Source organism: Paracoccus alkanivorans (assembly GCF_003697785.1).
Taxonomy (GTDB): Bacteria; Pseudomonadota; Alphaproteobacteria; order Rhodobacterales; family Rhodobacteraceae; genus Paracoccus; species Paracoccus alkanivorans.
In genome coordinates this window covers 186,500-209,514 of record NZ_QOKZ01000002.1, presented here as the reverse complement: position 1 = coordinate 209,514, position 23,015 = coordinate 186,500, and the positions used below count along the sequence as shown (strand labels likewise).

At 63.5% G+C, this 23,015-nt stretch carries 18 protein-coding genes and 1 tRNA gene; 10 read left to right on the top strand and 9 right to left on the bottom strand.

Annotated features, from left to right (window positions below; translation table 11 throughout):
- The first annotated feature begins 15 nt into the window (after positions 1 to 15).
- A complete protein-coding gene (locus C9E81_RS05710) occupies positions 16 to 2,181 on the top strand; it encodes an RNA degradosome polyphosphate kinase (RefSeq protein ID WP_122111357.1) in 2,166 nt (721 codons plus the stop codon).
- A 55-nt stretch (positions 2,182 to 2,236) separates the two neighbouring features.
- The gene (locus tag C9E81_RS05705) at positions 2,237 to 3,775 is read left to right on the top strand and encodes a Ppx/GppA family phosphatase (protein WP_122111356.1); all 1,539 of its coding nucleotides are present in this window, start codon (positions 2,237 to 2,239) and stop codon (positions 3,773 to 3,775) included.
- 5 nt (positions 3,776 to 3,780) lie between these two features.
- On the opposite strand, the gene C9E81_RS05700 is transcribed toward C9E81_RS05705, so the two are convergent.
- The 3 genes from C9E81_RS05700 to C9E81_RS05690 all read right to left on the bottom strand — a co-directional run bounded on the left by C9E81_RS05700 (position 3,781) and on the right by C9E81_RS05690 (position 6,633).
- Positions 3,781 to 4,536, bottom strand: a complete 756-nt coding sequence (locus C9E81_RS05700) for an SDR family NAD(P)-dependent oxidoreductase (RefSeq protein WP_122111355.1) — start codon at positions 4,534 to 4,536, stop codon at positions 3,781 to 3,783.
- Between the two features lie 105 nt (positions 4,537 to 4,641).
- Positions 4,642 to 6,294, bottom strand: coding sequence for a chaperonin GroEL (gene groL / locus C9E81_RS05695; RefSeq protein WP_122111354.1), 1,653 nt, complete (start codon positions 6,292 to 6,294; stop codon positions 4,642 to 4,644).
- Positions 6,295 to 6,345: 51 nt separating this feature from the next.
- The gene (locus C9E81_RS05690) at positions 6,346 to 6,633 is read right to left on the bottom strand and encodes a co-chaperone GroES (protein WP_119748257.1); all 288 of its coding nucleotides are present in this window, start codon (positions 6,631 to 6,633) and stop codon (positions 6,346 to 6,348) included.
- Between the two features lie 204 nt (positions 6,634 to 6,837).
- Between C9E81_RS05690 and C9E81_RS05685 the strand changes: the two genes are divergently transcribed.
- Positions 6,838 to 7,848 carry a TraB/GumN family protein gene (locus C9E81_RS05685; RefSeq protein ID WP_122111353.1) on the top strand — a complete coding sequence of 337 codons (1,011 nt, stop codon included), beginning with the start codon at positions 6,838 to 6,840 and terminating at the stop codon, positions 7,846 to 7,848.
- Between the two features lie 123 nt (positions 7,849 to 7,971).
- Here the strand turns inward: C9E81_RS05685 and C9E81_RS05680 are convergent, their stop codons facing one another.
- Together C9E81_RS05680 and C9E81_RS05675 are read right to left on the bottom strand one after the other, a co-directional pair.
- Positions 7,972 to 9,885 carry a monovalent cation:proton antiporter-2 (CPA2) family protein gene (locus C9E81_RS05680; protein WP_122111352.1) on the bottom strand — a complete coding sequence of 638 codons (1,914 nt, stop codon included), beginning with the start codon at positions 9,883 to 9,885 and terminating at the stop codon, positions 7,972 to 7,974.
- Positions 9,885 to 12,851: a hypothetical protein gene (locus C9E81_RS05675; protein ID WP_122111351.1), complete on the bottom strand. Its 2,967-nt coding sequence runs from the start codon at positions 12,849 to 12,851 to the stop codon at positions 9,885 to 9,887. Before C9E81_RS05675 ends, C9E81_RS05680 begins: the two co-directional genes overlap by 1 nt.
- 191 nt (positions 12,852 to 13,042) lie before the next feature.
- On the opposite strand from C9E81_RS05675, the gene C9E81_RS05670 reads away from it, so the two are divergent.
- The 3 genes from C9E81_RS05670 to C9E81_RS05660 all read left to right on the top strand — a co-directional run bounded on the left by C9E81_RS05670 (position 13,043) and on the right by C9E81_RS05660 (position 16,990).
- Positions 13,043 to 14,002: an SIMPL domain-containing protein gene (locus tag C9E81_RS05670; RefSeq protein WP_122111350.1), complete on the top strand. Its 960-nt coding sequence runs from the start codon at positions 13,043 to 13,045 to the stop codon at positions 14,000 to 14,002.
- 472 nt (positions 14,003 to 14,474) lie between these two features.
- Entirely contained in the window at positions 14,475 to 15,116 is a 642-nt protein-coding gene (locus tag C9E81_RS05665; RefSeq protein WP_122111811.1) for a TRAP transporter small permease subunit, read from the top strand.
- Positions 15,113 to 16,990 carry a TRAP transporter large permease gene (locus tag C9E81_RS05660; RefSeq protein ID WP_122111349.1) on the top strand — a complete coding sequence of 626 codons (1,878 nt, stop codon included), beginning with the start codon at positions 15,113 to 15,115 and terminating at the stop codon, positions 16,988 to 16,990. The genes C9E81_RS05665 and C9E81_RS05660 overlap by 4 nt, the downstream gene beginning before the upstream one ends.
- Positions 16,991 to 17,032: 42 nt before the next feature.
- Here C9E81_RS05660 and C9E81_RS05655 read toward each other — a convergent pair.
- Both C9E81_RS05655 and C9E81_RS05650 read right to left on the bottom strand, forming a co-directional pair.
- Positions 17,033 to 17,108: transfer RNA gene (locus C9E81_RS05655), tRNA-Ala, on the bottom strand.
- A gap of 108 nt (positions 17,109 to 17,216) precedes the next feature.
- On the bottom strand, positions 17,217 to 18,782 hold the full coding sequence (locus C9E81_RS05650; protein WP_122111348.1) for an alkaline phosphatase D family protein: 1,566 nt from the start codon (positions 18,780 to 18,782) through the stop codon (positions 17,217 to 17,219).
- Between the two features lie 207 nt (positions 18,783 to 18,989).
- Between C9E81_RS05650 and C9E81_RS05645 the strand changes: the two genes are divergently transcribed.
- The 4 genes from C9E81_RS05645 to hspQ all read left to right on the top strand — a co-directional run bounded on the left by C9E81_RS05645 (position 18,990) and on the right by hspQ (position 22,140).
- Complete coding sequence (locus C9E81_RS05645) at positions 18,990 to 19,586, top strand: LolA family protein (protein ID WP_122111347.1); 597 nt, start codon at positions 18,990 to 18,992, stop codon at positions 19,584 to 19,586.
- 128 nt (positions 19,587 to 19,714) lie between these two features.
- Complete coding sequence (locus tag C9E81_RS05640; RefSeq protein WP_122111346.1) at positions 19,715 to 20,968, top strand: MFS transporter; 1,254 nt, start codon at positions 19,715 to 19,717, stop codon at positions 20,966 to 20,968.
- Positions 20,969 to 21,217: 249 nt separating this feature from the next.
- Entirely contained in the window at positions 21,218 to 21,679 is a 462-nt protein-coding gene (locus tag C9E81_RS05635) for a cell wall hydrolase (protein ID WP_122111810.1), read from the top strand.
- Between the two features lie 104 nt (positions 21,680 to 21,783).
- Positions 21,784 to 22,140, top strand: coding sequence for a heat shock protein HspQ (gene hspQ / locus C9E81_RS05630; RefSeq protein ID WP_425010616.1), 357 nt, complete (start codon positions 21,784 to 21,786; stop codon positions 22,138 to 22,140).
- Here the strand turns inward: hspQ and C9E81_RS05625 are convergent.
- Both C9E81_RS05625 and C9E81_RS05620 read right to left on the bottom strand, forming a co-directional pair.
- Complete coding sequence (locus C9E81_RS05625) at positions 22,137 to 22,634, bottom strand: ATP-binding protein (protein WP_122111344.1); 498 nt, start codon at positions 22,632 to 22,634, stop codon at positions 22,137 to 22,139. The genes hspQ and C9E81_RS05625 overlap by 4 nt on opposite strands.
- Entirely contained in the window at positions 22,634 to 22,963 is a 330-nt protein-coding gene (locus C9E81_RS05620; protein ID WP_122111809.1) for an STAS domain-containing protein, read from the bottom strand. Before C9E81_RS05620 ends, C9E81_RS05625 begins: the two co-directional genes overlap by 1 nt.
- Positions 22,964 to 23,015: the final 52 nt, after the last annotated feature.

Below are 23,015 nucleotides of genomic sequence, written 5' to 3'. Positions count from 1 at the left end.
TCTTCTCCGGAAACCATGACACAGGCCAATTTCCTTCGAAATCCGTTCCCGGAACCCAAGGAACTGCCATCGGGCGTCCCCGTCGGCTCCGCGCGGTTCTTCAATCGCGAACTGAGTTGGCTCAGCTTCAACTGGCGGGTTCTGGACGAGGCCCGCAACGCCCGTGTCCCGTTGCTGGAACGGCTGCGCTTCGTGTCGATCAGCGCCGCCAATCTGGACGAGTTCTATACCGTCCGCGTGGCGGGCCTGCGCGAACTGGTGCGCGAAGGCAATACCACGCCTTCGGATGACGGGCTGACCCCCGCCGAGCAGCTTGGCCTGATCAATGCCGATGCCCGCCGCCTGATGAGCGCGCAGCAGGGCGTCTGGAACCGCTTGCGGCGCGAGATGGAAGAGCAGGGGATCATGATCCTGTCGCGCAGCAATATCACCCGCGCCGAAGAGCTGTTCCTGCATGATCACTTCGAGAACAACGTGCTTCCGGTGCTGTCGCCGCTGGCCATCGACCCCGCGCATCCCTTTCCCTTCATCCCGAATGCGGGCTTTTCGCTGGCGCTGGAACTGGCGCGCGAAGCGGGCGGACAGCAGATGCAGGCATTGCTGCCGATCCCGGCGCAATTGCAGCGTTTCATCCCGCTTCCCGGCGGCCAGCGTTTCCTGCGGCTCGAGGAACTGCTGCTGATGCATCTGTCCAGCCTGTTTCCCGGCTATCGCGACACCGGCCATTGCGCCTTCCGGGTGCTGCGCGACAGCGACCTGGAGGTCGAGGAAGAAGCCGAGGATCTTGTCCGCGAATTCGAGACGGCGCTGAAACGCCGCCGCCGGGGCAGTGTCATCCGGCTCAAGATCACGGCGGGCGCGCCCGACCGTCTGCGCCGCCTGATCATGGACGAGCTGGAGGTCACCCCGGACGAGGTGATCGAGGTCGAGGGGCTGCTGGGCATGGCTGACCTGGGCGAACTGGTGCTGGACAACCGCCGCGACCTGCTATGGCCCGGTTTCACCCCGCGCGTGCCCGAGCGGGTGCAGGATCACCACGGCGACATGTTCGCGGCGATCCGGCAAAAGGACATGCTGCTGCATCACCCCTACGAGACTTTCGACATGGTGGTGCGCTTTCTTCAGCAGGCAGCGCGCGATCCGAATGTGCTGGCGATCAAGCAGACGCTGTATCGCACCAGCCGTGACAGCCCCATCGTTGAGGCGCTTTGCGAGGCTGCCGAGGCGGGCAAATCCGTGACCGCCCTTGTCGAACTGAAGGCGCGTTTCGACGAGGCGGCGAATATCCGCCAGTCGCGGCGGCTGGAGCGGGCGGGGGCGCATGTGGTCTATGGCTTCGTGAACTACAAGACCCATGCCAAGATCAGCACCGTCGTGCGGCGCGAGGGCGATTCGCTGGTGACCTATACCCATTACGGCACCGGCAATTACCACCCGATCACGGCACGGATCTACACCGACCTGTCCATGTTCACCTGCGACCCCGCCTTGGGGCGGGATGCCACGAAGGTTTTCAACTACTTGTCCGGATATGTTCAACCGGACGGGCTGGAGAATCTGTCGATCTCGCCCATCGACATGAAGGAAAACCTGCTGGCCCTGATCGCCCGCGAGGCGGAGTTCGCCCGCCAGGGGCGCCCCGGAGCCATCTGGGCCAAGATGAACTCCATCATAGAAACCGATGTTATCGAAGCACTTTACGCGGCCAGCAATGCCGGGGTGAAGATCAGCCTCGTGGTGCGGGGTATTTGCGGAATAAGACCTGGAATTAAGGGATTATCAGATAATATTCGCGTAAAATCCATTGTCGGACGTTATCTCGAACATTCCCGTATCGTCTGTTTCGGCAATGGCCACGGGCTGCCGTCGAAAAAGGCGCGGGTGTTCTTTTCCTCGGCCGACTGGATGGGGCGCAACCTGTCGCGCAGGGTCGAAACGCTGGTCGAATGCCATAACGAAACCGTCAAGGCCCAGATCACCAGCCAGATCATGGCTGCGAACATGGCCGACGAGGCGCAAAGCTGGCTCTTGCAGCCGGATGGACGATTTGTCCGCTACCTGCCCGACGGGCGCGAGGATCTGTTCAACTGCCACCGCTTCTTCATGGAGAATCCGTCTCTTTCGGGGCGCGGAACTGCGGGCGCGCGTGACGTACCGGCATTAACCCATTCTGCCGATTGACGGGCCGGACGGATCACGCCATTAACGGGGCGATGCGCAAGCAGGGGGCTTTGCAATGAACGGCGTCCGCACTTCGACCGGGCAGATGGTAGAGCCTTTCGGCGACAATTTTTTTGCCAAGCTTCCCAAGCGTGCCCTGTCCCGGGTCGGGGTGGTCGATGTCGGTTCGAACTCGATCAGGCTGGTGGTGTTCGATGGTGCAGCGCGGTCCCCCGCCTATTTCTACAACGAAAAGATCATGGCCGGGCTGGGGCAGGACATGGCCACCACGGGGCGGCTGAACCCGGCCGGGGTGGAGCGCGCCTTCGCGGCGCTGCGGCGTTTCGCGGCGCTGGCGAAAGGCATGGATATCGAGCCCCTGACCTGCGTGGCCACCGCGGCCGTGCGCGAGGCCGAGGACGGGCCGGAGTTCCAGCGGCGGGTGGAGCGTGAAACCGGCCTCAAGCTGATCGTGATCGATGGCGAGGAAGAGGCACGGCTGTCGGCTCAGGGCGTGTTGCTGGGCTGGCCCGAAGCCAGGGGGCTGGTTTGCGATATCGGCGGCAACTCGATGGAACTGGCCGAGGTGGAGGGTGGCAGGGTCGGCCGCCGTGCGACTTCGCAGCTTGGCCCTTTCCGGCTGCAGCAGGTGCAGGGCGGCAAGGACGGGCTGCAAAAGCATATCCGCAAGATCATGGCGGAATTGGCCGAGCAAATGGGCACCGGTCACGAGCGCATCTACCTGGTCGGAGGCTCGTGGCGGGCCATTGCCCGGCTGGACATGGAGCGGACCGATTACCCCATGACGGTGCTGCATGAATATCGCATGACGCCCGAGGCCGTGGCCGAGACGGTGGACTGGATCGCCGAGAACGACCTGAACCAGCTTCGTGGCCGCGTCGGGATTTCATCCTCGCGCATGGAGCTGGTGCCGCTGGCATCGAAGGTGCTGTCGGAGCTGATCGCGACCTTCCGGCCCGCCGAACTGGCCGTTTCCAGCTATGGTATCCGCGAGGGTCTGCTTTACGAACAGATGTCCGACCGGCTGCGCAGGCGGGATCCGCTGATCGAGGTTGCCCGTTTCACCGAAAGGCAGATGGCGCGGATGCCCGGCTTCGGCAAGAAGCTGTATCATTTCCTCCTGCCGATCTTCGAGAATGTCCCGCCCGAGCGCGAACGCCTGATCCGCGCCGCCTGCCTGCTGCATGACACCACCTGGCGTGCCCATCCCGATTACCGCGCCGAGGTCTGTTTCGACAATGTGACCCGCGCCAACATGGCGGCGCTGAGCCATCAGGAGAGGGTCTTTCTGGGGCTGGCGCTGCTGCATCGCTACAAGAACAGCCGCTCGAAATCGCCGATGGCGCCGCTGTTCAGGCTCCTGTCCAAGGAAGAGCAGCGTGACGCCGAAATCCTCGGCAAGGCGATGCGTTTCGGGGCGATGTTCTCGATCGACGATCCGTCCGATGCCGGTGTGCTGAAATACCAGCCCGACCGGGGGCAGCTTGAACTGACGCTGACGCCCACCGGACGGCAATTGGCCGGAGAGGTGGTCGAGGTGCGGTTCCGGTCCCTGTGCAACTCGATGGGAGTGGAGCCCGTGGTCAGCGCCTGAGAGGTTCAGGCGGTATCCGCTCTCAGGGCAGGCAGGCCCACACCGGTCGACTCGAAGCCGCCATCCACGGCCAGGACCTGCCCGGTAATGTAGCTGGCTTTCTCGCTTGCCAGAAAGACGATCGCCTCGGCCAGCTCCTCTTCGGTGCCATAGCGGTTGAGCGGGATCGCATCGTGATAGGCGGCGATGATTTCCGGGCTGTGCACCGCCATGGCCAGCTTGGTGCGCACGGGGCCGGGCGCGATGCAATTGGCGCGAATCCCGTATTCGCCCAGTTCCGCCGCTTGCTGGCGGGTCAGTTGGATGACGGCGGCCTTCGAGGTGCCATAGGCGACCCGCAGGGTCGAGCCGCGCAGCCCCGAGATCGAGGCGATATTGACGATGGCGCCGCCCTGTTTCTTCAGCGCCGGAATGCAGGCCTGGCTGACAAGGAATGTTCCGTCCAGATTGGTGGCCATGACGGCGCGCCAGCGGGCGAAATCGGTTTGCCCGATGGGGCCGAAATCGGCGACCCCGGCATTGTTCACCAGCGCGTCGATACGGCCGGTCCGGGCCAGGACCCCGGCAACCATCGCCTCGACCTGACCGGGATCCGAGATGTCGCAATCGATGGCGAAACCCTGCGCGATCCCCGGTGCGGTCCTTGCCAGTTCCTCGCTGTCGCGATCCACCAATGCAACCTGCCAGCCCTGACGGGCAAACAGCCCTGCCGTCGCAAGACCGATCCCGCGTGCCGCTCCGGTGACGATTGCCGTTTTCATTGTATCTCCTCCTGCTCGATTGCTGCCATTCATAGCCCTGTCACCGCAAAAGAAAAGGGCGCCCGAAGGCGCCCTTTCCATATCTGCCAGAGGGCAGGGGGCTGATTACATCATGCCGCCCATGCCACCCATTCCGCCCATGCCATCCATGCCACCGGCACCGCCGGCGCCTTTCGGCTCGGGCTTTTCGGCGATCATGGCTTCGGTGGTGATCAGCAGGCCGGCAACAGAGGCCGCGTCTTCCAGCGCGGTGCGGACGACCTTGGCCGGGTCGATGACGCCGAACTTGAACAGGTCGCCATATTCCTCGGTCTGGGCGTTGAAGCCGAAATGCTTGTCGTCGGATTCGCGGATCTTGCCTGCAACGACGGCACCGTCGACCCCGGCATTCTCGGCGATCTGGCGCAGCGGAGCCTCGAGGGCGCGGCGCACGATGGCGATACCGGCATCCTGATCCGAGTTCTCGCCTTTCAGGCCTTCCAGCGTTTTGGCACCCTGAACCAGCGCGACGCCGCCACCGACCACGACACCTTCCTGCACGGCAGCGCGGGTCGCGTTCAGCGCGTCATCGACGCGGTCCTTGCGCTCTTTCACCTCGACCTCGGTCATGCCGCCGACGCGGATCACGGCAACACCGCCGGCCAGCTTGGCCACGCGCTCCTGCAGTTTCTCCTTGTCGTAATCCGAGGTGGTTTCCTCGATCTGCTGGCGGATCTGGGCAACGCGGGCCTCGATCTCGGACTTCTCGCCATTACCGTCGATAATGGTGGTGTTGTCCTTGTTGATCTGGACTTTCTTGGCGGTGCCGAGCATGTCGATGGTGACATTCTCCAGCTTCATGCCCAGGTCTTCGCTGATGACCTGACCGCCGGTCAGGATGGCGATGTCCTGCAGCATGGCCTTGCGGCGGTCGCCGAAGCCCGGAGCCTTGACGGCAGCGATCTTCAACCCGCCGCGCAGCTTGTTGACGACCAGCGTGGCCAGGGCCTCGCCCTCGACATCCTCGGCGATGATCAAGAGCGGCTTCTGCGACTGGATCACCGATTCCAGCAGCGGAACCATCGGCTGCAGCGAGGACAGTTTCTTCTCGTGCAGCAGGATATAGGCGTCTTCCAGCTCGGCGACCATCTTGTCGGGGTTGGTCACGAAATAGGGCGACAGGTAGCCGCGGTCGAACTGCATGCCTTCGACGACCTCGACCTCGGTCTCCATGCCCTTGTTCTCTTCGACGGTGATCACACCCTCGTTGCCGACCTTCTGCATCGCGTCGGCGATCTGGCGGCCGATCGAGGCTTCGCCATTGGCCGAGATGGTGCCGACCTGCGCGACTTCGTCGCTGTCATTCACGGGGCGCGAGGCGGCCTTGATGGCCTCGACGACCTTGGCGGTGGCGCTGTCGATGCCGCGCTTCAGATCCATCGGGTTCATGCCGGCGGCGACCGCCTTCATGCCTTCGCGAACAATGGCCTGGGCCAGGACCGTCGCGGTGGTGGTGCCGTCACCGGCCTCGTCATTGGTGCGCGAAGCGACTTCGCGGACCATCTGGGCGCCCATGTTCTCGAACTTGTCGGTCAGTTCGATTTCCTTGGCGACCGTCACACCGTCCTTGGTGATGCGCGGTGCGCCGAAGGATTTGTCGATCACCACGTTGCGGCCCTTGGGACCAAGCGTCACCTTCACCGCGTCGGCAAGGATGTTGACGCCTTTCAGCATCCGGTCGCGGGCATCAGTACTGAATTTGACTTCTTTACCAGCCATTTGATTCTCCTGGAATTTCTATCGTGAAGTTGCGTGTCCGGGGCGGCTGGATCAGCCGATGATGCCCAGGATGTCGCTTTCCTTCATGATCAGCAGCTCTTCGCCGTCGATGGTGACTTCAGTGCCCGACCACTTGCCGAACAGCACGCGGTCGCCCGCCTTGACTGCCGGTGCGATCAGCTCGCCCGAATCCTTGCGCGCGCCCTCGCCGACCGAGATGATCTCGCCCTCGGCGGGTTTTTCCTTGGCGCTGTCGGGGATGATAAGACCGCCCTTGGTCTTTTCGTCTGATTCGACGCGGCGGACCAGCACGCGGTCATGCAGCGGTTTGAATGCCATTGGTGAACACTCCGATGTTTCAGGTTGCAGTGTCATTGTTGGCACTCACTTGGTATGAGTGCCAACAGCGCTGATCTAGGCAAGTGCCGCGCGGGTGTCAACGGGGAGTTAAGACAATTTGCAGGACATTACGGTGGCGTGCGGTGTTGAAACATGCCAGCCTGTCCCGCATATCCCGTTTAACAGGTGAAAGGTGGTTTTCGGATGCGTGTTTTTCTGGCGGGAATCTTCGCTCTCTGGGCAGGGGCGGCCGGAGCGGCGATATGCGAGGGCAGGAACCTCATCGATGCCCTCCCGACGGATACGCGGACCCGGCTGGATGCGGCGGTGGCCGAAATTCCCTATCATAGCGGCATCCTCTGGCGGGCCAGCAAGGACCGGGCGCGGATCACGCTGGTCGGCACCTATCATTTTCCCGATCCCCGGCATCAGCGGATGCTGGAACGGCTGGCCGGGCCGCTGAAAGAGGCTGCCGCGCTGTTTGTCGAGGCCGGACCCGCAGAGGAGGCACGGCTGACCCGGGAACTGGCCGAAGATCCCTCGCTGATGGTCAACCAGTCCGGGCCGACCCTGCCCGAACGGCTGAGCGAGGCGGAATGGGAAACCCTTTCCAGCGCCATGACCGAACGCGGCCTGCCCCCCGTCGTTACCGCCAAGCTGCGCCCCTGGTATGTGGCCATGATGATTGGTGTTTCGCCATGCGTGCTGCGGGATGCCGGGCAAACGGGTGATCTCGATGGGCTCGACCATCTGCTGATCGAGAAGGCCGAGGAGGCGGAGCTGCCCATCCGCGCGCTTGAGCCGTGGGATACCATCCTGACCCTGTTCTCGGGCATGACACCCGAAGAAGAAGAGGACATGATCCGCTCGGCCCTGCCCGCAGCTGCCTATGCCGACGATTATGCCGTTACGCTGACGGATGCCTATTTTTCGGGCGAGGTGTGGGAGATCTGGGAATTCGGGCGCATCGATGCCTATGAGAACTCGGGGCTTACCAGGGAGGAGGTGGACCAGCAGTTCGCCTTTGCCCAGACCCGGCTGATGGATCAGCGGAACCAGGACTGGATCGGACGGCTGACCCAGGGGGCGCGGGATGCGGCCCAAGAAGGCAAGGGGATCGTTGCGGGCTTTGGCGCGCTGCACCTTCCGGGAGAGCAGGGGGTGCTGCGGCTGCTGGAAAAGCAGGGCTGGGAAATAGAGCGGCTGGACGGATAACAGGCGCTGCGCCGCGCGCGGTTTCCGGCGATTTCACCTCTTCTGCCACGACTGCTGCGTTTCGCCATGAGTGAGGCTTTGGGGCCTTTCGGCCGGGTGGCTTGAGCCGCCGGGCAGTCCGGTTCAGCGTCCGTCGGGTCGCTGCTCGCGCGAAGGGCGGGAGGGCGCTTGCCCCGGTTCCTTTTCTTCCGGTGGGGAACTGTCCGGCTCATTGGCAAAGCGGTTCATCAGCGCCGTTTCCAGGGTGCGGTTCAGTTCCTGGCTGCGCTGGATATATTCGGGGTTCTGCTCCAGCGGAACGCCGGGTTTCCATACCTCGGCCAGTTCACGCAGCGAGGCTCGGTCGAGCCGGTAGAAAATCTTTGCCAGTTCAGCGGCCTCGAACTCCGACAGGCCCGCATTCTCCAGAACGTAACGCCCCGCACGCAACGAGCTGTCGAACAGTTCGCGGATGATGTCATTCGCCCCGGCGGCATAAAGCTGATAGACATTCACCCGGTCCCGTGCGCGGGCGATGATATGCAGATCCGGGCGGCGTTCCCGGGCATAGGTGATCAGCTTGAGATTGGCGGCCGGATCGTCCAGCGCGGCGACGAGGATGCGGGCCTTGTCCAGCCCGGCGGCGGCGAGGATCTCGGGGCGCGTCGGATCGCCGAAATAGCCCTTGAAACCGAAGCGGCGCATGACCTGAATGACCTTGAGGTCGTGATCAAGGACCGTGGTCTGAAAGCCCGACATCGTGACCATGCGGTTGATGACCTGGCCAAAGCGCCCGATCCCGGCAATGATGATCGGTTGCTGTTCGTCGATATCGTCGCCGGGAATGTCCGGTTCCGCGCCCTCGCTGAGACGGCGCCTTATCTGGCTGTGGATGATGAACAGCAGCGGCGTGACCAGCATCGAAAGCGCGATGACCAGCAGGAAGCCCTGGGCGAGATCGCGGGGCAGGATCGCCAGCGCCACCGCGTAAGAGATCAGCACGAAACCGAACTCTCCCGCTTGCGCGAGCGACAGGGTGAACAGTGAACGATCCTTTCGCTCCATCTTCGTCCAGCGGGCGATCAGCCACAGCACCCCGGCCTTGGTCGCGATCAGCGCCGTCGTGATGCCGATCACCGGGACCGGCTTGTCGAACAGAAGCTGGAAATCCATCCCCGCCCCGACGGTGATGAAGAACAGCCCCAGCAGCAGCCCCTTGAAGGGTTCGATCTGCGACTCCAACTCGTGCCGGAATTCGGATCCGGCCAGCATCACGCCGGCAAGGAAGGTGCCCAATGCCGGGGACAGGCCGACAAGGATCATCAGCGAGGCGATTCCGACAACGATCAGCAGCGCCATCGCGGTCTCCATCTCGCGCAGGCGCGAAGAGACGACGAAACGGAATACCGGGCGGATCAGATATTGCCCCAGCAGGATCACGGCGCCGACTGCGGCCAGGGTGGCCAATGTCGCCGCCCATCCCGGCAGATTGGCCATCAGGGCCTCGCCGATATGCTCCTCGCCATGCTCGCCTCCTCGTGGAGTGAGAGGGGCCAGCAGGGGCATCAGCGCGATCATCGGGATGACGGCGATGTCCTGGGTCAGCAGGACCGCGAATGCCGATCGTCCGCCACCGGTCTGCATCAATCCCTTCTCGGTCAGCGTCTGCAGCACGATGGCGGTCGAACTGAGCGACAGGATCATCCCGACAGCCAGCGCCACCTGCCAGTCGAGGCCAAGGCCGACGCCGATCAGCGCCAGCAGCAGGATGGTCCCGAGGATCTGCGCGCCGCCCAGCCCAAGCAGCTTGCGGCGCATGTTCCACAGGCTGCGGGGCTCCAGTTCCAACCCGATCAGGAACAGCATCATGACCACGCCGAATTCCGCGAAATGCTGAAGATCGCTCATTTCCGAGCCGGTCAGGTTCAGGACCGGGCCGATCAGGATGCCGCAGATCAGGTAGCCCAGGACCGAGCCCAGCCCAAGCCGCGCCGACAATGGCACGGCGATCACCATCGTGATCAGATAGACGGTGGCCAGCAGCAGGAAGTTTTCCATTACTGTCCGCTTAACACCGAAAGCTGTTTCGCCTGCCCGCCTTCGACATAGGTGATCTTGCTGTTTCCGATCTCGGTGATCTGGCCGCCGTTGATCTTGTCGCCAAGGCGCAACGTGATGACCCGGCCATTGGACAGGCGCACCAGCGCGCGGCTGGCTTTGCCCGCGCCAATCGTGCCGATGATCTGGGTGCGGTTGATACGGATGCCGTCTTCTACCGTTGCGGCCGAGGCGACGGAGGCCGGGGTGCGGCCCGCCGGAACCTGGTTGGCAACCTCGGGCTCCTTCTCGGCTTCGGGCGGAACGTATCGCTGTTGCTGCGCGGCGGCGGCTCGGGCCTCGGCCTCGGCCTGCGCGCGGGCGCGGGCTTCGGCGGCGGCGCGTGCCTGCGCCTCGGCGCGCGCATCGGCGGCGGCGCGTTCGCGTGCGCGGGCCTCGGCCTGTGCCTGCAACTCGGCATCCAGGCGGCGCTGTTCGGCAAGGGCGGCTTCACGCTCCTGCTCGGCCTGCTGTTCCTTCGCGGCTTCACGCAGATCGTCTGCGGTCGGGGCGGAGGGTGTGGCGTCGCCGCGTCTTGGCGGGATCGCGGATGAAGTAAGCGCCGTCAAAGCGACGGCGCCGGGAGAGGCAGTGCTGTTATCGACGGCGGTAGCGATGGCGTCCTCTATCGCATCCCTTGACAGGCTTGGATTGCCCGGGTCGGAACCGCTTCCGGCCCGGGCGGCGACCGAACCGGGGCGCGTGGCCGGCCTGCCGGATCGTTCCAGCCCCGCGAGGCCGCCGGCGACGCTGCCGGTTGCAGTGGCATCGTCTCCGGTGCCCGCGTCGTTATCCGCACGGGGGGCGGGGCGCTCGGAACTCGACATGGCAGTGGCGACCGCCGCGCGCACCGCGTCCTCTGTGGGGCCTGCGACGGCAACGGGCCTGCGCTGTGGCCGCGCCTGAGCGAGCAGGATGACCGCGCCATGTTCCGCCTCCGATAATCCTGCCGCGCCTGCCTGCGCCGTTCGCAACTCTTGCAGCAGCCCTTCGAGGAACAGCCGTTCCGACCGGGTCAGCCGGGTCCCGGCCCCATCCTCGGAGATGCTGCCCTCTTCCAGCAGGGTCAGGTTGTCGGGACGGGAAGGCGGACGTGGCGAGGACGCGGGCGCCGCCGACCTGGCGGTGGTGGGTGTGGTGGCCGGAGCCGGTTGCGATGCCGGTTCCACGCTGGCCGGAGCCGGGGCAGCGGCGGGTGTGGTGCTGCGATTGGCGGTTGCGGGGCGTGACGGGGGGCGCCGGCCGGTCAGCCGTGGGGGTTCGGGCTCGGCTCTCTGCTCATAGGGTTGCGGATCGGTGGGCAGCACCGGGCGCCGATCGCTCGAAGCCGGGGCCTGCGTCCGCTGAGGGGCCGCGCGCGGCGGACGGGGCGAGTTGCTCAGGCCCTGCGTGTCCGACGGGGAGGCAGCGGCCTCTGTGGCCGTATCCTGTGTTGTCCCTGTCGGCTCCGGCGTTTCGGCGGGAGAGGACGCCACGGCCCGCTCGACCGCCTGTCCGGCGATGATCTGCGCGGCTTCTCCCTGCAGGACCCGCGGCGAGGTTTCAGAGGTGGTTTCCCTCTCAGCGGTGCCCGCACCCGGTTCCGCGTCAGCGGTAGCCTGTTGCGCTGCGGAGCTGTCCCGCATTGCCTCTGTCAGGGCGGCGGTCAAGGCATCCTGCGGCACATCCCCGGGTGTTGCCGACGCGCTGTTGTTGTCGGTGGGCCCATCGGCGGCCGCGGATTGCTGCGAAGCTTCTTCCGGTAATGCATCGGAATCCGTCGCCGCCCCGGCCGGGAGGTCCTGTTCCGCCGCGCCTGCCTGAGACCCGGCTGCTGCCTGAACGTCCGGAGCGGCGGGAGGCACCTGCTCCTTCGCCTCGGTATCGGCCCCGGCCATTTCATCTGTTTGGGTCCGGGGGGCGGGTGTTTCTGCGGTTTGGGGGACATGATCCTGCGATCCGCCCAGGAACAGGAATGCCGCCAGCATGATGACAACCAGCAGGCCGGTCAGGACGGTCAGGGTGCTGGGCGCGGAATCCTGCAGATTTTGCAGGGTCTGGAGCAAACCGCCGGCCTTCGCCGAACCGGTATCCCCGGAGGCTGCCTGTTTCTGGCGGGCTTCGGCGGCCCGTGTGTGAATGGCTTTCGCATGAGGGGACAGCCCCGCGGGAGCAGCTTCGCCATGACGAATGACTTTCGGGGCCACGGGGCCCGAATAGCCGCCTTTTCCCTCGGCTTCTTCCGTTTGCGGTGCGGCGGCGGCAACCTCCTGCCGGGGTTCGGGCGTGTCCGCAACTTCCGCAATTGTCGGTGCCGGTGCGAAATAATGCGGCGGAATGCGCGAAATCACCGGCTGTTGGGTCACGGGTTCGGGAATTTCTATCCGCTCCGAGGTGATCCCTACCTGCTGCAGATCGGCGCTGCTGAAGGGTGACACGGCGCGTTCCTGCCGCGCCAGTTCGGAAGCGCCGAAATCCGGCTGGCCGTCGAAACGCTCATCGCCGGGCCGGGCCAGGAAGCCGGAAGGGCGAAAGCCCTGAATGCGCGCGAAATCCTCTGCCTCCTGCAGCGTCTTGCGGGCGACGGCGGCAACGCGCAGGCTGTCGATCCGGCCATCCTCGTCAGGGCACCAGTCAAAGGCAAGCTCCTCGGCCTTGTATGGCGTCATCCCTTCCAGCGCACGGGCGATCGCGGCCGGCACATCCGAACCGGGAGATGCCGTCAGCCGGGTATAGAGGATCTGGTCGTCGGGAATCACCAGAACGGTATCCGGCTCGGACGAGGGGCCCGCATCGTCGCCGCGCAGCGCATTGAGTTTGGCGGCCACATTGCCTTCGGAAAACGGCGCCCGCCCCAGGGGCTGCCAGTCCAGACCCTCGCGCCGCTCCAGCAGCACGGCGTCCTGTGTAAAGCTCATTGCGAATTCGGGGGCGGCGTGTTTATTCATATTTCGGTTTCGTCGCTCAAATATGGTTGCGGCGTCCCTTTGCCGCGATGTGGTGGAGTCTAGCATGAACTACCCCAATTTGTAGTGTGTGAAAAGCGAAACTGGCGCATCTGTGAACGCTTTCTGCCGAACGGATTCGCCACGGGAGGCGTTACGGCATAGTCTTGCATCTGCAATAGAAGGAATATCGGATGAACCACCATTCCCCCCGTTTCGGCCGCGCCCTGATGGCCGTCACCACGGGCCTTGCCCTGACCTTTGCGACGACGGCTTTCGCTGCGCCGGGCAGCGGCCACGGCAAGGGCATGAAGGGCGGGCATCACGGTTGCCGGATGATGATGTCGCGTCTGAACGTGACGGGGCAGGGCGAGTCGCGGATCGCTCCCGATCTGGCCGAGATTCAGCTTGGCGTGACCTCGCAGGCGGATAGCGCCGCGGCGGCGATGGAGCAGAATGCCGGGCAGCAAACCGCCGTGATCGAGGCGCTGAAGGGCGCGGGAATCGCGCCCGAGGATATCCAGACCTCGGGGCTGAACCTGAGCCCGCGCATGGAATATCCCGAAAATGGCGCCCCGACCATCAATGGTTACGAGGCGACGAACATGGTCTCGGTCCGGGTTACCGACATCCCGAAACTGGGCGAGGTCCTTGATGCCATTGTCGCGGCGGGAGCCAACCAGATCAACGGCATCAGTTTCCAGCGTGAAGAGGCGGGCGAGGCCGAGGACGAGGCCCGCCGTGCCGCGGTCGAGGATGCGCGCCACAAGGCGGAAGTGCTGGCGGAGGCCGCGGGGCTGAGCCTTGGCCCGGTGATCGTGATGCGCGACGCGCCGGTGGCCGAGGGGCCGGGGCCGATGATGATGCGCGCCGAGGCCGCCAGGGATGCCTCGACCCCGGTCGAGGCGGGCGAGCTGTCGGTTTCGGCGCAGGTGCAGGTCGAATATGCGTTGCTGACCGAAGAGGGACGCAAGGCTTGCGGGGCGCATGGCGGCAAGCGTGGCGGCGATGATGCGAGTCATGAGGACGGCGAGGCTGGCGGCCAAGCCGCACCGGCAGACGGGGCCGGTGAGGCCGGTTCCGAAGCCGAGGCGGATTCCGCGGCGCAACCCGGAACCGATTCGCAATCGGGCGAGGCTCCGGCGGCCGATTGACCGGTGGTGCGGGACGAATGGGGGCTCGGGGTTTCCGGCGGGAAACCGGCTCTCATCGTCCTGAATCGCATGGGGCGACGGACCGGATCGCCGATAGCCGCCGCTTGACATCGGCGCGCGCCCAAGACGTGATCCGGTCTCTTCGTCCGGCGCCCCGCTGGCCGGGGCAGGAACTTCGTCATGATGGCCTCATTCGTGACGGGATCAGCCGGTCGGATTAAGGTTAATTCGTTGCATTAACGTTAATCGATACGGGTTGCTGCCTGATCATCCATGCCGCGGGGGAGGCCGTGATTGGGCCTTCAGAATGCCGGGCAGGCCTTCTGCGCAGGCATTCGCGGAACGGCCCGGAGCGCGGGGGATGGATTTTCTTGACCCCCGCGAAAGCTTCACGCATACCCCTCGCACATTCCAAAATCGCCGGAAAACCGGTGGCCCCGTGAATGCGGGGGTGATTTCGAGGGAGGGAATCATGGGCGGCCTTCTGGCCTTGTCGCGCGGGATAGACCGAGCGAACAGTCTCATTGGACGAAGCGTGTCCTGGCTGATCCTGCTGGCGATTTTCGTCAGCGCCGGAAACGCGATCATCCGCAAGCTGTTCAGCATTTCGTCCAATGCCTGGCTTGAATTGCAATGGTATCTTTACGGCGGGGCCTTCCTGCTGGCCGCGGCCTACACGTTGCTGGAGAACGAGCATATCCGCATCGATATCCTTTATGGCGGCCGCTCGCGGCGAACCCAGCACTGGATCGACCTGATCGGGCATGCCTTCTTCCTGTTGCCGATGGTGATCCTGTCGCTTTGGCTGATGTGGCCCTGGCTGCTGCGCAGCATCCGCCTGGGCGAAATGTCCATGAATGCCGGGGGGCTTATGCTGTGGCCCGCCAAGGCGCTGCTGTTCGCAGGCTTCGTGCTGCTGCTGTTGCAGGGGATCTCGGAAATCATCAAGAAAATCGCCGTGATGCGCGGGCTGATCGAGGACCGGCACGCTTCTTCTGGTCATCATGTCCCCCTGGAGGTCGATCCCGACCTTCTGGCGCAGGCCGGTTTCGAACTTCCGGATCGCAAGGAAGACAGCGGGAAAGACAGCCCTGAGCGGGAGACACGCAAATGATGGAACTCATCGCCCAGAACATGGCGCCGATCATGTTCCTGTCGCTGATCATTTTCCTGATTCTCGGTTATCCGGTCGCCTTTTCGCTGGCCGCCAACGGATTGCTCTTCTTCGTTATAGGCGTCGAGCTTGCGCCATTGTCGGGTGGCAGTATCCATCTCGACTGGCCGTTGCTGGGGGCGATACCCGACAGGTTCTTCAACGGGGTGGTCTCGAACGAGACATTGCTCGCGGTGCCGTTCTTCACCTTCATGGGGATCGTGCTGGAGAAATCCGGCATGGCCGAGGACCTGCTCGACACGATCGGCCAGCTTTTCGGGCCGGTGCGGGGCGGGCTGGCCTATGCGGTGGTGATCGTCGGCGCGCTGCTGGCCGCGACCACCGGCGTCGTGGCCGCCTCGGTGATCGCGATGGGGCTGATCTCGCTGCCGATCATGCTGCGCTACGGCTATGACCGCAGGATCGCGACGGGGGCGATCGCGGCATCGGGGACATTGGCGCAGATCATCCCGCCCAGTCTCGTGCTGATCGTGCTGGCCGACCAGTTGGGCCGTTCGGTCGGGGACATGTACAAGGGCGCGCTGATCCCCGGACTGGTATTGACCAGCATCTATCTGGGCTATGTCTTCGTCATGTCGATCATCCGCCCGAACGCGCTGCCCGCCCTGCCGAAAGAGGCGCGGACGCTCGGATCCGGGATCCCCTCGCTGCTGGTGGCGCTGGCGGCGGGTGTCGGGGTGTTCTACCTTGCCTGGAAATGGCTGCATCCGGCGCATGGGACCGATGCCGATATTCTCGCCGCAGCCCTGGCCGTGATCGTCGTCTATGCCGCGGCGGTGCTGGACAAGTTTCTGAAGACCGGCGTGATGTCGCGCCTGGCCCAGCAAGTCATCATCGTGCTGATCCCGCCGCTTGCGCTGATCTTCCTTGTTCTCGGCACCATCTTCCTCGGCGTTGCCACCCCGACCGAGGGCGGCGCAATGGGCGCTGTCGGCGCGCTGGTCCTTGCCGCGGGCAAAAGGCGGCTGAACATGCGTGTCATCAGCCAGGCGCTTGCGGCGACGACCCGGCTGTCATCCTTCGTGATGTTCATCCTGATCGGCGCCCGGGTCTTTTCGCTGACCTTCTACGGCGTCAACGGGCATCTGTGGGTCGAGCATCTGCTGACCTCGCTGCCGGGGGGCGAATACGGCTTCCTGATCGCCGTGTCGCTGCTGGTCTTCTTCCTCGCCTTCTTTCTCGATTTCTTCGAACTGGCCTTCATCATTGTTCCGCTGCTGGCACCCGCAGCCGAAAGCCTTGGCATAGACCTGATCTGGTTCGGCGTCATTCTGGGGGTGAACATGCAGACCAGCTTCATGCATCCGCCCTTTGGCTTCGCGCTGTTCTATTTGCGCTCCGTGGCGCCGCGAGAGACCTATACCGACCGGATCACGGGGCAGAGCATCGCGCCGGTCAAGACCAGCCAGATCTACTGGGGGGCCGTGCCGTTCGTATTCATCCAGATCCTGATGATCGCGGTGGTCATCTGCTTTCCGCAGATGGTCATGCATTACAAGGGCGCGCCGGTGGATACCTCGAATATCAGGATCGAGATTCCCTCAAGCGGATTCGGTTCCGGGGACGGGAGCGGCTTCGGCCAGCTTGGCGGTTTGGGAGGATCGCCCTTCGGGCAATCGGGTGAAAGTCAGGAGCCGTCATCAGGCGAGCCGGGTGGCCTGGACGGCCCGCCCGATTTCGGAGCATCGACAGGCGGGCCTGACGCCCCGGCAGGGGGCGAGACCTCCACGCCGCCGGCGGAGGAAAGCTCCGGCAGTGGCCTGGGCGGCGGATTGGGCCTTGGCGGCCCGCCGCCGGGACTCGATGGAAATTAGGTGGAGGGGATGACCCTCCCGTTGACGGTATGTGGATGATTCTGGTGGAGCCGAGGGGAATCGAACCCCTGGCCTCATCATTGCGAACGATGCGCTCTACCGACTGAGCTACGGCCCCACTGGACCGCTATTTGAACTCGGGAAAGCGCGATGTCAAGCAGGGGCCGGAACGCGGGAAACCCCATGCGTCCGGCACTGTCGGCATCCCTGCTCGTGGAAACACCCGTCAGGATGTTTCCTTGGGATCCAGGGTGATCGACCACAGCTCGTTATCGGCGCGATCCATCAGCCGGACCGTCATCTGGCCGCTATCGCCCGCAATATCGACAAGGCCGAAGAACTGCAGCCCTGCCGAGGGCGGCAGGTTCGCCTGCCCTTCGGGCGGAGCCTTCACGAACTTCACCTCGGGACCGAAAGTCATGTCCAGATCGTTCGGGCCAAAACTGCCTGAATGGAGCGGGCCCGACACGAATTCCCAGAATGGCTCGAACTCCTGGAACGCGGCCCGGTCGGGATGATATTCATGCGCGGCCGTATAATGAACATCGGCGGTCAGCCAGACGGTGTTCCGGATGTCTTCGTCGCGGATGAAACGCAGCAACGTGGCGAATTCCAGCTCGCGCCCTTTCGGAGCGCCGGAATCGCCATTGGCGATGGCCTCGACGAATTGCTGGTCCTCGGACACCTTGTCCCAGACACAAAGACCGATGGGCATGTCGCAGGCAATCACCTTCCATGTCGCCTTCGATGCCTTCAGTTCGGATTTCAGCCAGTCAAGCTGCGCCTTTCCCAGAATCTGCGACTGTGCCGTGACCTCGTCCTGCATTCCCTCGCTATTGGCACCGCGATAGCTGCGCAGGTCGAGGAAGAAGATATCCAGCAGCGGACCATAGGCGATCTTGCGATAGATGCGGCCCGGCTCGGTCGGGGTATAGCTGATCGGCGTCATCTCGTGGAAGGCGCGGGCGGCGCGGGCATGCAGCAGGGCGATGGATTTCTCCGTGTAGCGGTCGTCGCCGGTCAGGTCCTTGCCCGGGGACCAGTTGTTGACCACCTCGTGATCGTCCCACTGGAACAGGGTCGGGCAAACCGCGGACAGGGCCTGCACATGCCGGTCCATCTGGTTGTATTTCCAGCGGCCGCGGAATTCATCGAGTGTTTCGGCGACCTTGCGGACCTCGTCGATCAGCACGGTGTTCTTCCACAGCCCGCCCTCGATCTCGGCCTCTTCCTCCATCGGGCCGTCGGCATAGATGGTATCGCCCGAATGGATGAAGAAATCCGGCTCATGCCGGGCCATGGTGGCATAGGTCCGCATTCCCTCGTCATCGATGCCCCAGCCTTGTCCGGCGGTGTCGCCCGACCAGACAAAGCGGATGTCGCGGCGCTCGGTCGGGGCGGTGCGGAAACGGCCGGTAACGGGCTCGCTGACGGCATTCACGTCCGACAGGTCCGTCGCGGTCATGCGGTAGAAAACGCTCTGGTCCGGTGCCATGCCGTCGATCAGCGCCTTGACCGCGAAATCGCTGTCGGGCAGCGCGTTCATCCGGGCGATCAGGCGGGCATCCGCGAAATCCTCTGACGTGGCGACCTCCAGCGCGATGCTGGAGGGCCTGTCGGCGCGAGTCCAGACCATGCCGCCCTGTGCGTTGACGTCGCCCGACTGAACCCCATGACCGAAGACCGGGCGCGAGGCGGCGCGGCTGATCGCCGGCATGGCAAGGATAGAGGAGGTGGCAAGGCCCGATATCAACAGGCTGCGGCGCGTCATGCGGGGGCGGATGAGCGGCATGGTCTGGCTCCGGTATATGGCTGGATGTGGCGCTTGGGGTAGTCAGATAACATGACGATGACATGTCGCGCGCGTTTCGGTTCCGTGACAGGTCTGCTGCAACTAAGCGTGAGATCTTGGAACCCTCACGGCCATGCGGGCGTTCGCCGCTGACAGTTCCATCAGACGTGATGTGCAGTCTGAAACGAAAAGGATATTATCGGCGCCATGAACATACGCTCTATCGCACTTGCGCCCGCCCTCGTCCTTGGCCTCGCCTTCCCGGCATTGGCCGAGAAAATCCCGCTGAACGAGATTTCCAGCTATCTCAACGGCCTGAAAACGGTCACTTCCGAGTTCACGCAGGTGAATAACGACGGTTCGATCTCGACCGGGACCGTGTTCATCAGCCGTCCGGGCAAGGTGCGCTTCGAATACAACAACGATTCGACGCTGGTCCTGGCATCCGCGGGCAATGTCGCCGTTTTCGACCCCAAATCCACAGGCGGGCCGCAGCAATACCCGCTGTCGAAAACACCGCTGTCGATCATCCTGGACGCGAATGTCGATCTGGGGCGTGCGAATATGGTCACCGGATATACCGAGGCCAAGAACTCGACCGTGGTGACGGCGCAGGATCCCGCGCATCCGGAATACGGCAATATCCAGATGGTCTTTACCGGCGGACCGACCGAGTTGCGTCAATGGGTCGTCACCGACGACAGCGGCGAGAAAACCACCGTCATTCTGGGCGAGATGCGCAAGGGCGTCTCGATCCCGGACTCGCAATTCTCGATCCGGAACGAACTCGCACGCCGCAACTGATTGGCTGCCGTGTATCAACCGGGCTGTTTCATCAGCCCGGTTGATGCGTTCCATCATGAATCCGGGCTTGATCTTCTTGCCGCGAAGGGCCAACGCTGATCGCGACTTTTTGCCCTTCAGGTATTTTCATGTCGACCCAAGCCCGGATTTTCACCCCCATCCTGATCGGGGGCTCCCTGATCCTGCTGATCAATTTCGCGATGCGCGCCAGTTTCGGCGTGTTCCAGATCCCCATCGGCGAGGAATTCGGCTGGCCGAGGGCTGAATTTTCACTGGCAATCGCGATCCAGAACCTTGCCTGGGGGATCGGGCAGCCGATCTTCGGCGCCCTGGCGGAGCGTTGGGGAGACCGTATCGCTATCATTCTGGGCGCGATCCTGTATTCGGCGGGGCTGGTGCTCAGCGCCTATGCGACCACGCCGGCCACCATGCAATTGCTGGAGGTGATGGTCGGCTTTGGTATCGCGGGCACCGGTTTCGGGGTCATCCTGGCGGTCGTCGGGCGCGCCGCGAGCGACGAGAACCGCAGCCTTGCCCTTGGCATCGCCACCGCTGCGGGATCGGCGGGGCAGGTCTTTGGCGCGCCGCTGGCCGAGGTCCTGCTGGCATTTTACACGTGGCAAACGGTATTCATCATCTTTGGGGTGATCGTTCTGGCCTGCATGGTTTTCCTGCCGATGCTGGGCGATGGTAAACCCGCCACCCGGTCCGAGCTGGAAGAGAGCATGGGCAGCGTGTTGCGGCGTGCGTTCCGTGATCCATCCTATCTGATGATCTTCGCGGGGTTTTTCTCTTGCGGCTATCAGCTTGCCTTCATCACGGCACATTTTCCCGCCATGGTGACCGAGATGTGCGGACCGATCAGCCCGATGGGCACGCTCGCATCGATCGGGATCACCACGACCTCCGCGCTCGGTGCGGCGGCGATATCACTGATCGGTCTGGCCAATATCGCGGGATCGATCTTTGCCGGATGGCTGGGCAAGCGCTACAGCAAGAAATACCTTCTGGCTGGCATCTATACGCTGCGCACCATCGCTGCCGCCGCCTTCATCCTGATGCCGATCACGCCGGGCAGCGTCGTCATCTTCTCGCTGGTCATGGGTGGGCTGTGGCTGGCGACCGTTCCGCTGACCTCGGGGCTGGTCGCCTATATCTACGGGCTGCGTTACATGGGCACGCTATATGGTTTCGTATTCCTGTCGCACCAGATCGGCTCGTTCCTGGGCGTGTGGCTGGGGGGCAAGCTGTATGACATCTACGGTGACTATACGCTTGTCTGGTGGGTCGGAGTAGGTGTCGGTGCCTTCAGCGCCCTGATCCACCTGCCGGTACGCGAAGCGCCGTCGCGCCTGCCGCCGGCGGCTCCGCTGGCAGCCTGAAAACAGGGGCGGATTGCGCCGTCCACCCCTAACAATGGCAGTGGCGAAAATCTGCCAAGCGGATTCTCGGGCAATTCTCGCAGATAGCACTGTTGCCGAAATGCAGCTATCATGCCGCCAGATGGACAGGCGAATGATAAACCCGTGCCGGATGCAAACAGGTGCGGGCAGGAAAAAAGAAACATAAGGCGGAACATGATGGGCAGTGCATCAAGGGCGTGGCTCGTCTCGGGCCTGTGCGCGGGCGTGATGCTCGCGGGCTGTTCGGGCGGCGACAGCAGTCGGGGTTCTCATCGATATACACAGCGGGATGTGGAGTGCATGGAGCGCGCCATCTTCTTCGAGGCCAACAGGTCGAGCCGCGAAGGGATGATTGCGGTCGGCACGGTCGTCATGAACCGGGTCGCGTCGGACGAGTTTCCGAACACGGTCTGCGGTGTCGTGGGCCAGAAGAACCAGTTCGCGCCGGGCGTGCTGACCCGGCCCATGAACTCGAAGGCGCTTCCCGATGTAAGGGAGGCCGCGCGCGCGGTCCTGAGCGGAGAGCGCCAGGCCGGAGTTCGGAACGCCAGGTTCTTCCATACCGCAGGCTACAGTTTCCCCTATGACAACATGCATTATGTCCTCGTTGCGGGCGGCAATGCGTTTTACGAAAAGCGCAAGAGCCATCTGGTGACTCAGCGCGTTCCGCCTCCGCCAATTGACCGGTAAAAGCGACGCCTTGGCGGGCATGGGATTTTCGTTTCAGACAGACGGCGCCGCGGTGGACAGAATCGACTCGCGGTATTAGAACCCTGTCAATTCGGCGCAATGCCATGAATACTGAGGGATCGTTACGCATGCAGGTGCAGAACCGCGTCGCGAAATATTGTCTGGGACAAGTCGTCCGGCACAAGGAGCGGCCGTTCCGCGGGGTCATTTTCGACGTGGACCCGCAATTCGCAAATACCGAGGAATGGTACGATTCCATTCCCGAAGATGTGCGGCCATCCAAGGATCAGCCGTTCTATCATCTTTATGCCGAAACCGAGGCGACCTATTACATAGCCTATGTGTCAGAGCAGAATCTGGTCCCTGATTCCTCGGGCGAGCCATTGAACCACCCCGAGGTGATCGAGATGTTCGGGGATTTCGAGGATGGCCGCTATCCTTTGCAGGAATTGCTGAACTAGGCGGGCTGCGCGGAGGCAATGCTGAAGGCCAGGCAGTTCCTGTCTTCCGCGCGATGGTAATACAGTGTCTGGGTCAAGCTCTGTATCATGAACCAGCCAAACCCCCCCTCTGGCGGCCCCGAATCTTCGGAGTCCGGCAGATCATGAGGCACCAGACATCCGTTCGGCATTGATTCACCGTCATCCGTGACCGCACAGGCGAAACCATGCCTGGTGCGAAGGATGGAAAGATGAATGGACAGCGGCTTCTGCGCAGGAAGTCCGCCACTCTGCCGGGCTGCATGCTGAACGACATTGTTCAGCACTTCCGCCATTACCAGTTCGAGTCGTCCGAGCGTGTCGGGAGGGGCCGACCTCGCGAAGCGGGCGCGGACATCGCAGAGCGTGTCGCGCACGGCGAGGGGACTTGCCGGCAGGACGCGGTGAAACACGGGCGGAAGCCTGTAGCCCACAGGTCTGCCGGAATCGGCTTTCTGCCGGTCGGTAGGGTTCATTATCCGGTTTCATCCTGCTTGTGGGAGGGCAGGATCCGGAACACGGAATCCATCCGCGTCAGCTTGAAAACCCGCTGGACATTGGATGTCGCATTGCAAAGCGTCAGGGTCAGCCCGGGCGGCATTCCCTTGAGCACCGCGATCAATGCACCAAGTCCCGAGCTGTCCATGAAGTCGACCCGGCAGAGATCAAGCAGAACCGGTTTGCCGTGATCGGCGATGACTTCGCGCATCCTGTCCTTGAAATATGTCGCATTCGCCGCGTCGATCCGCGTTTCCTGCAAGGTGATCAGGGTCGTTTCCCCGTCATCCGTGGCGGCAAGTTCCATCGCATTCCCCATCAAAGAGATCCGGCAGACTGGCTAGACGGAAAAGGTTACA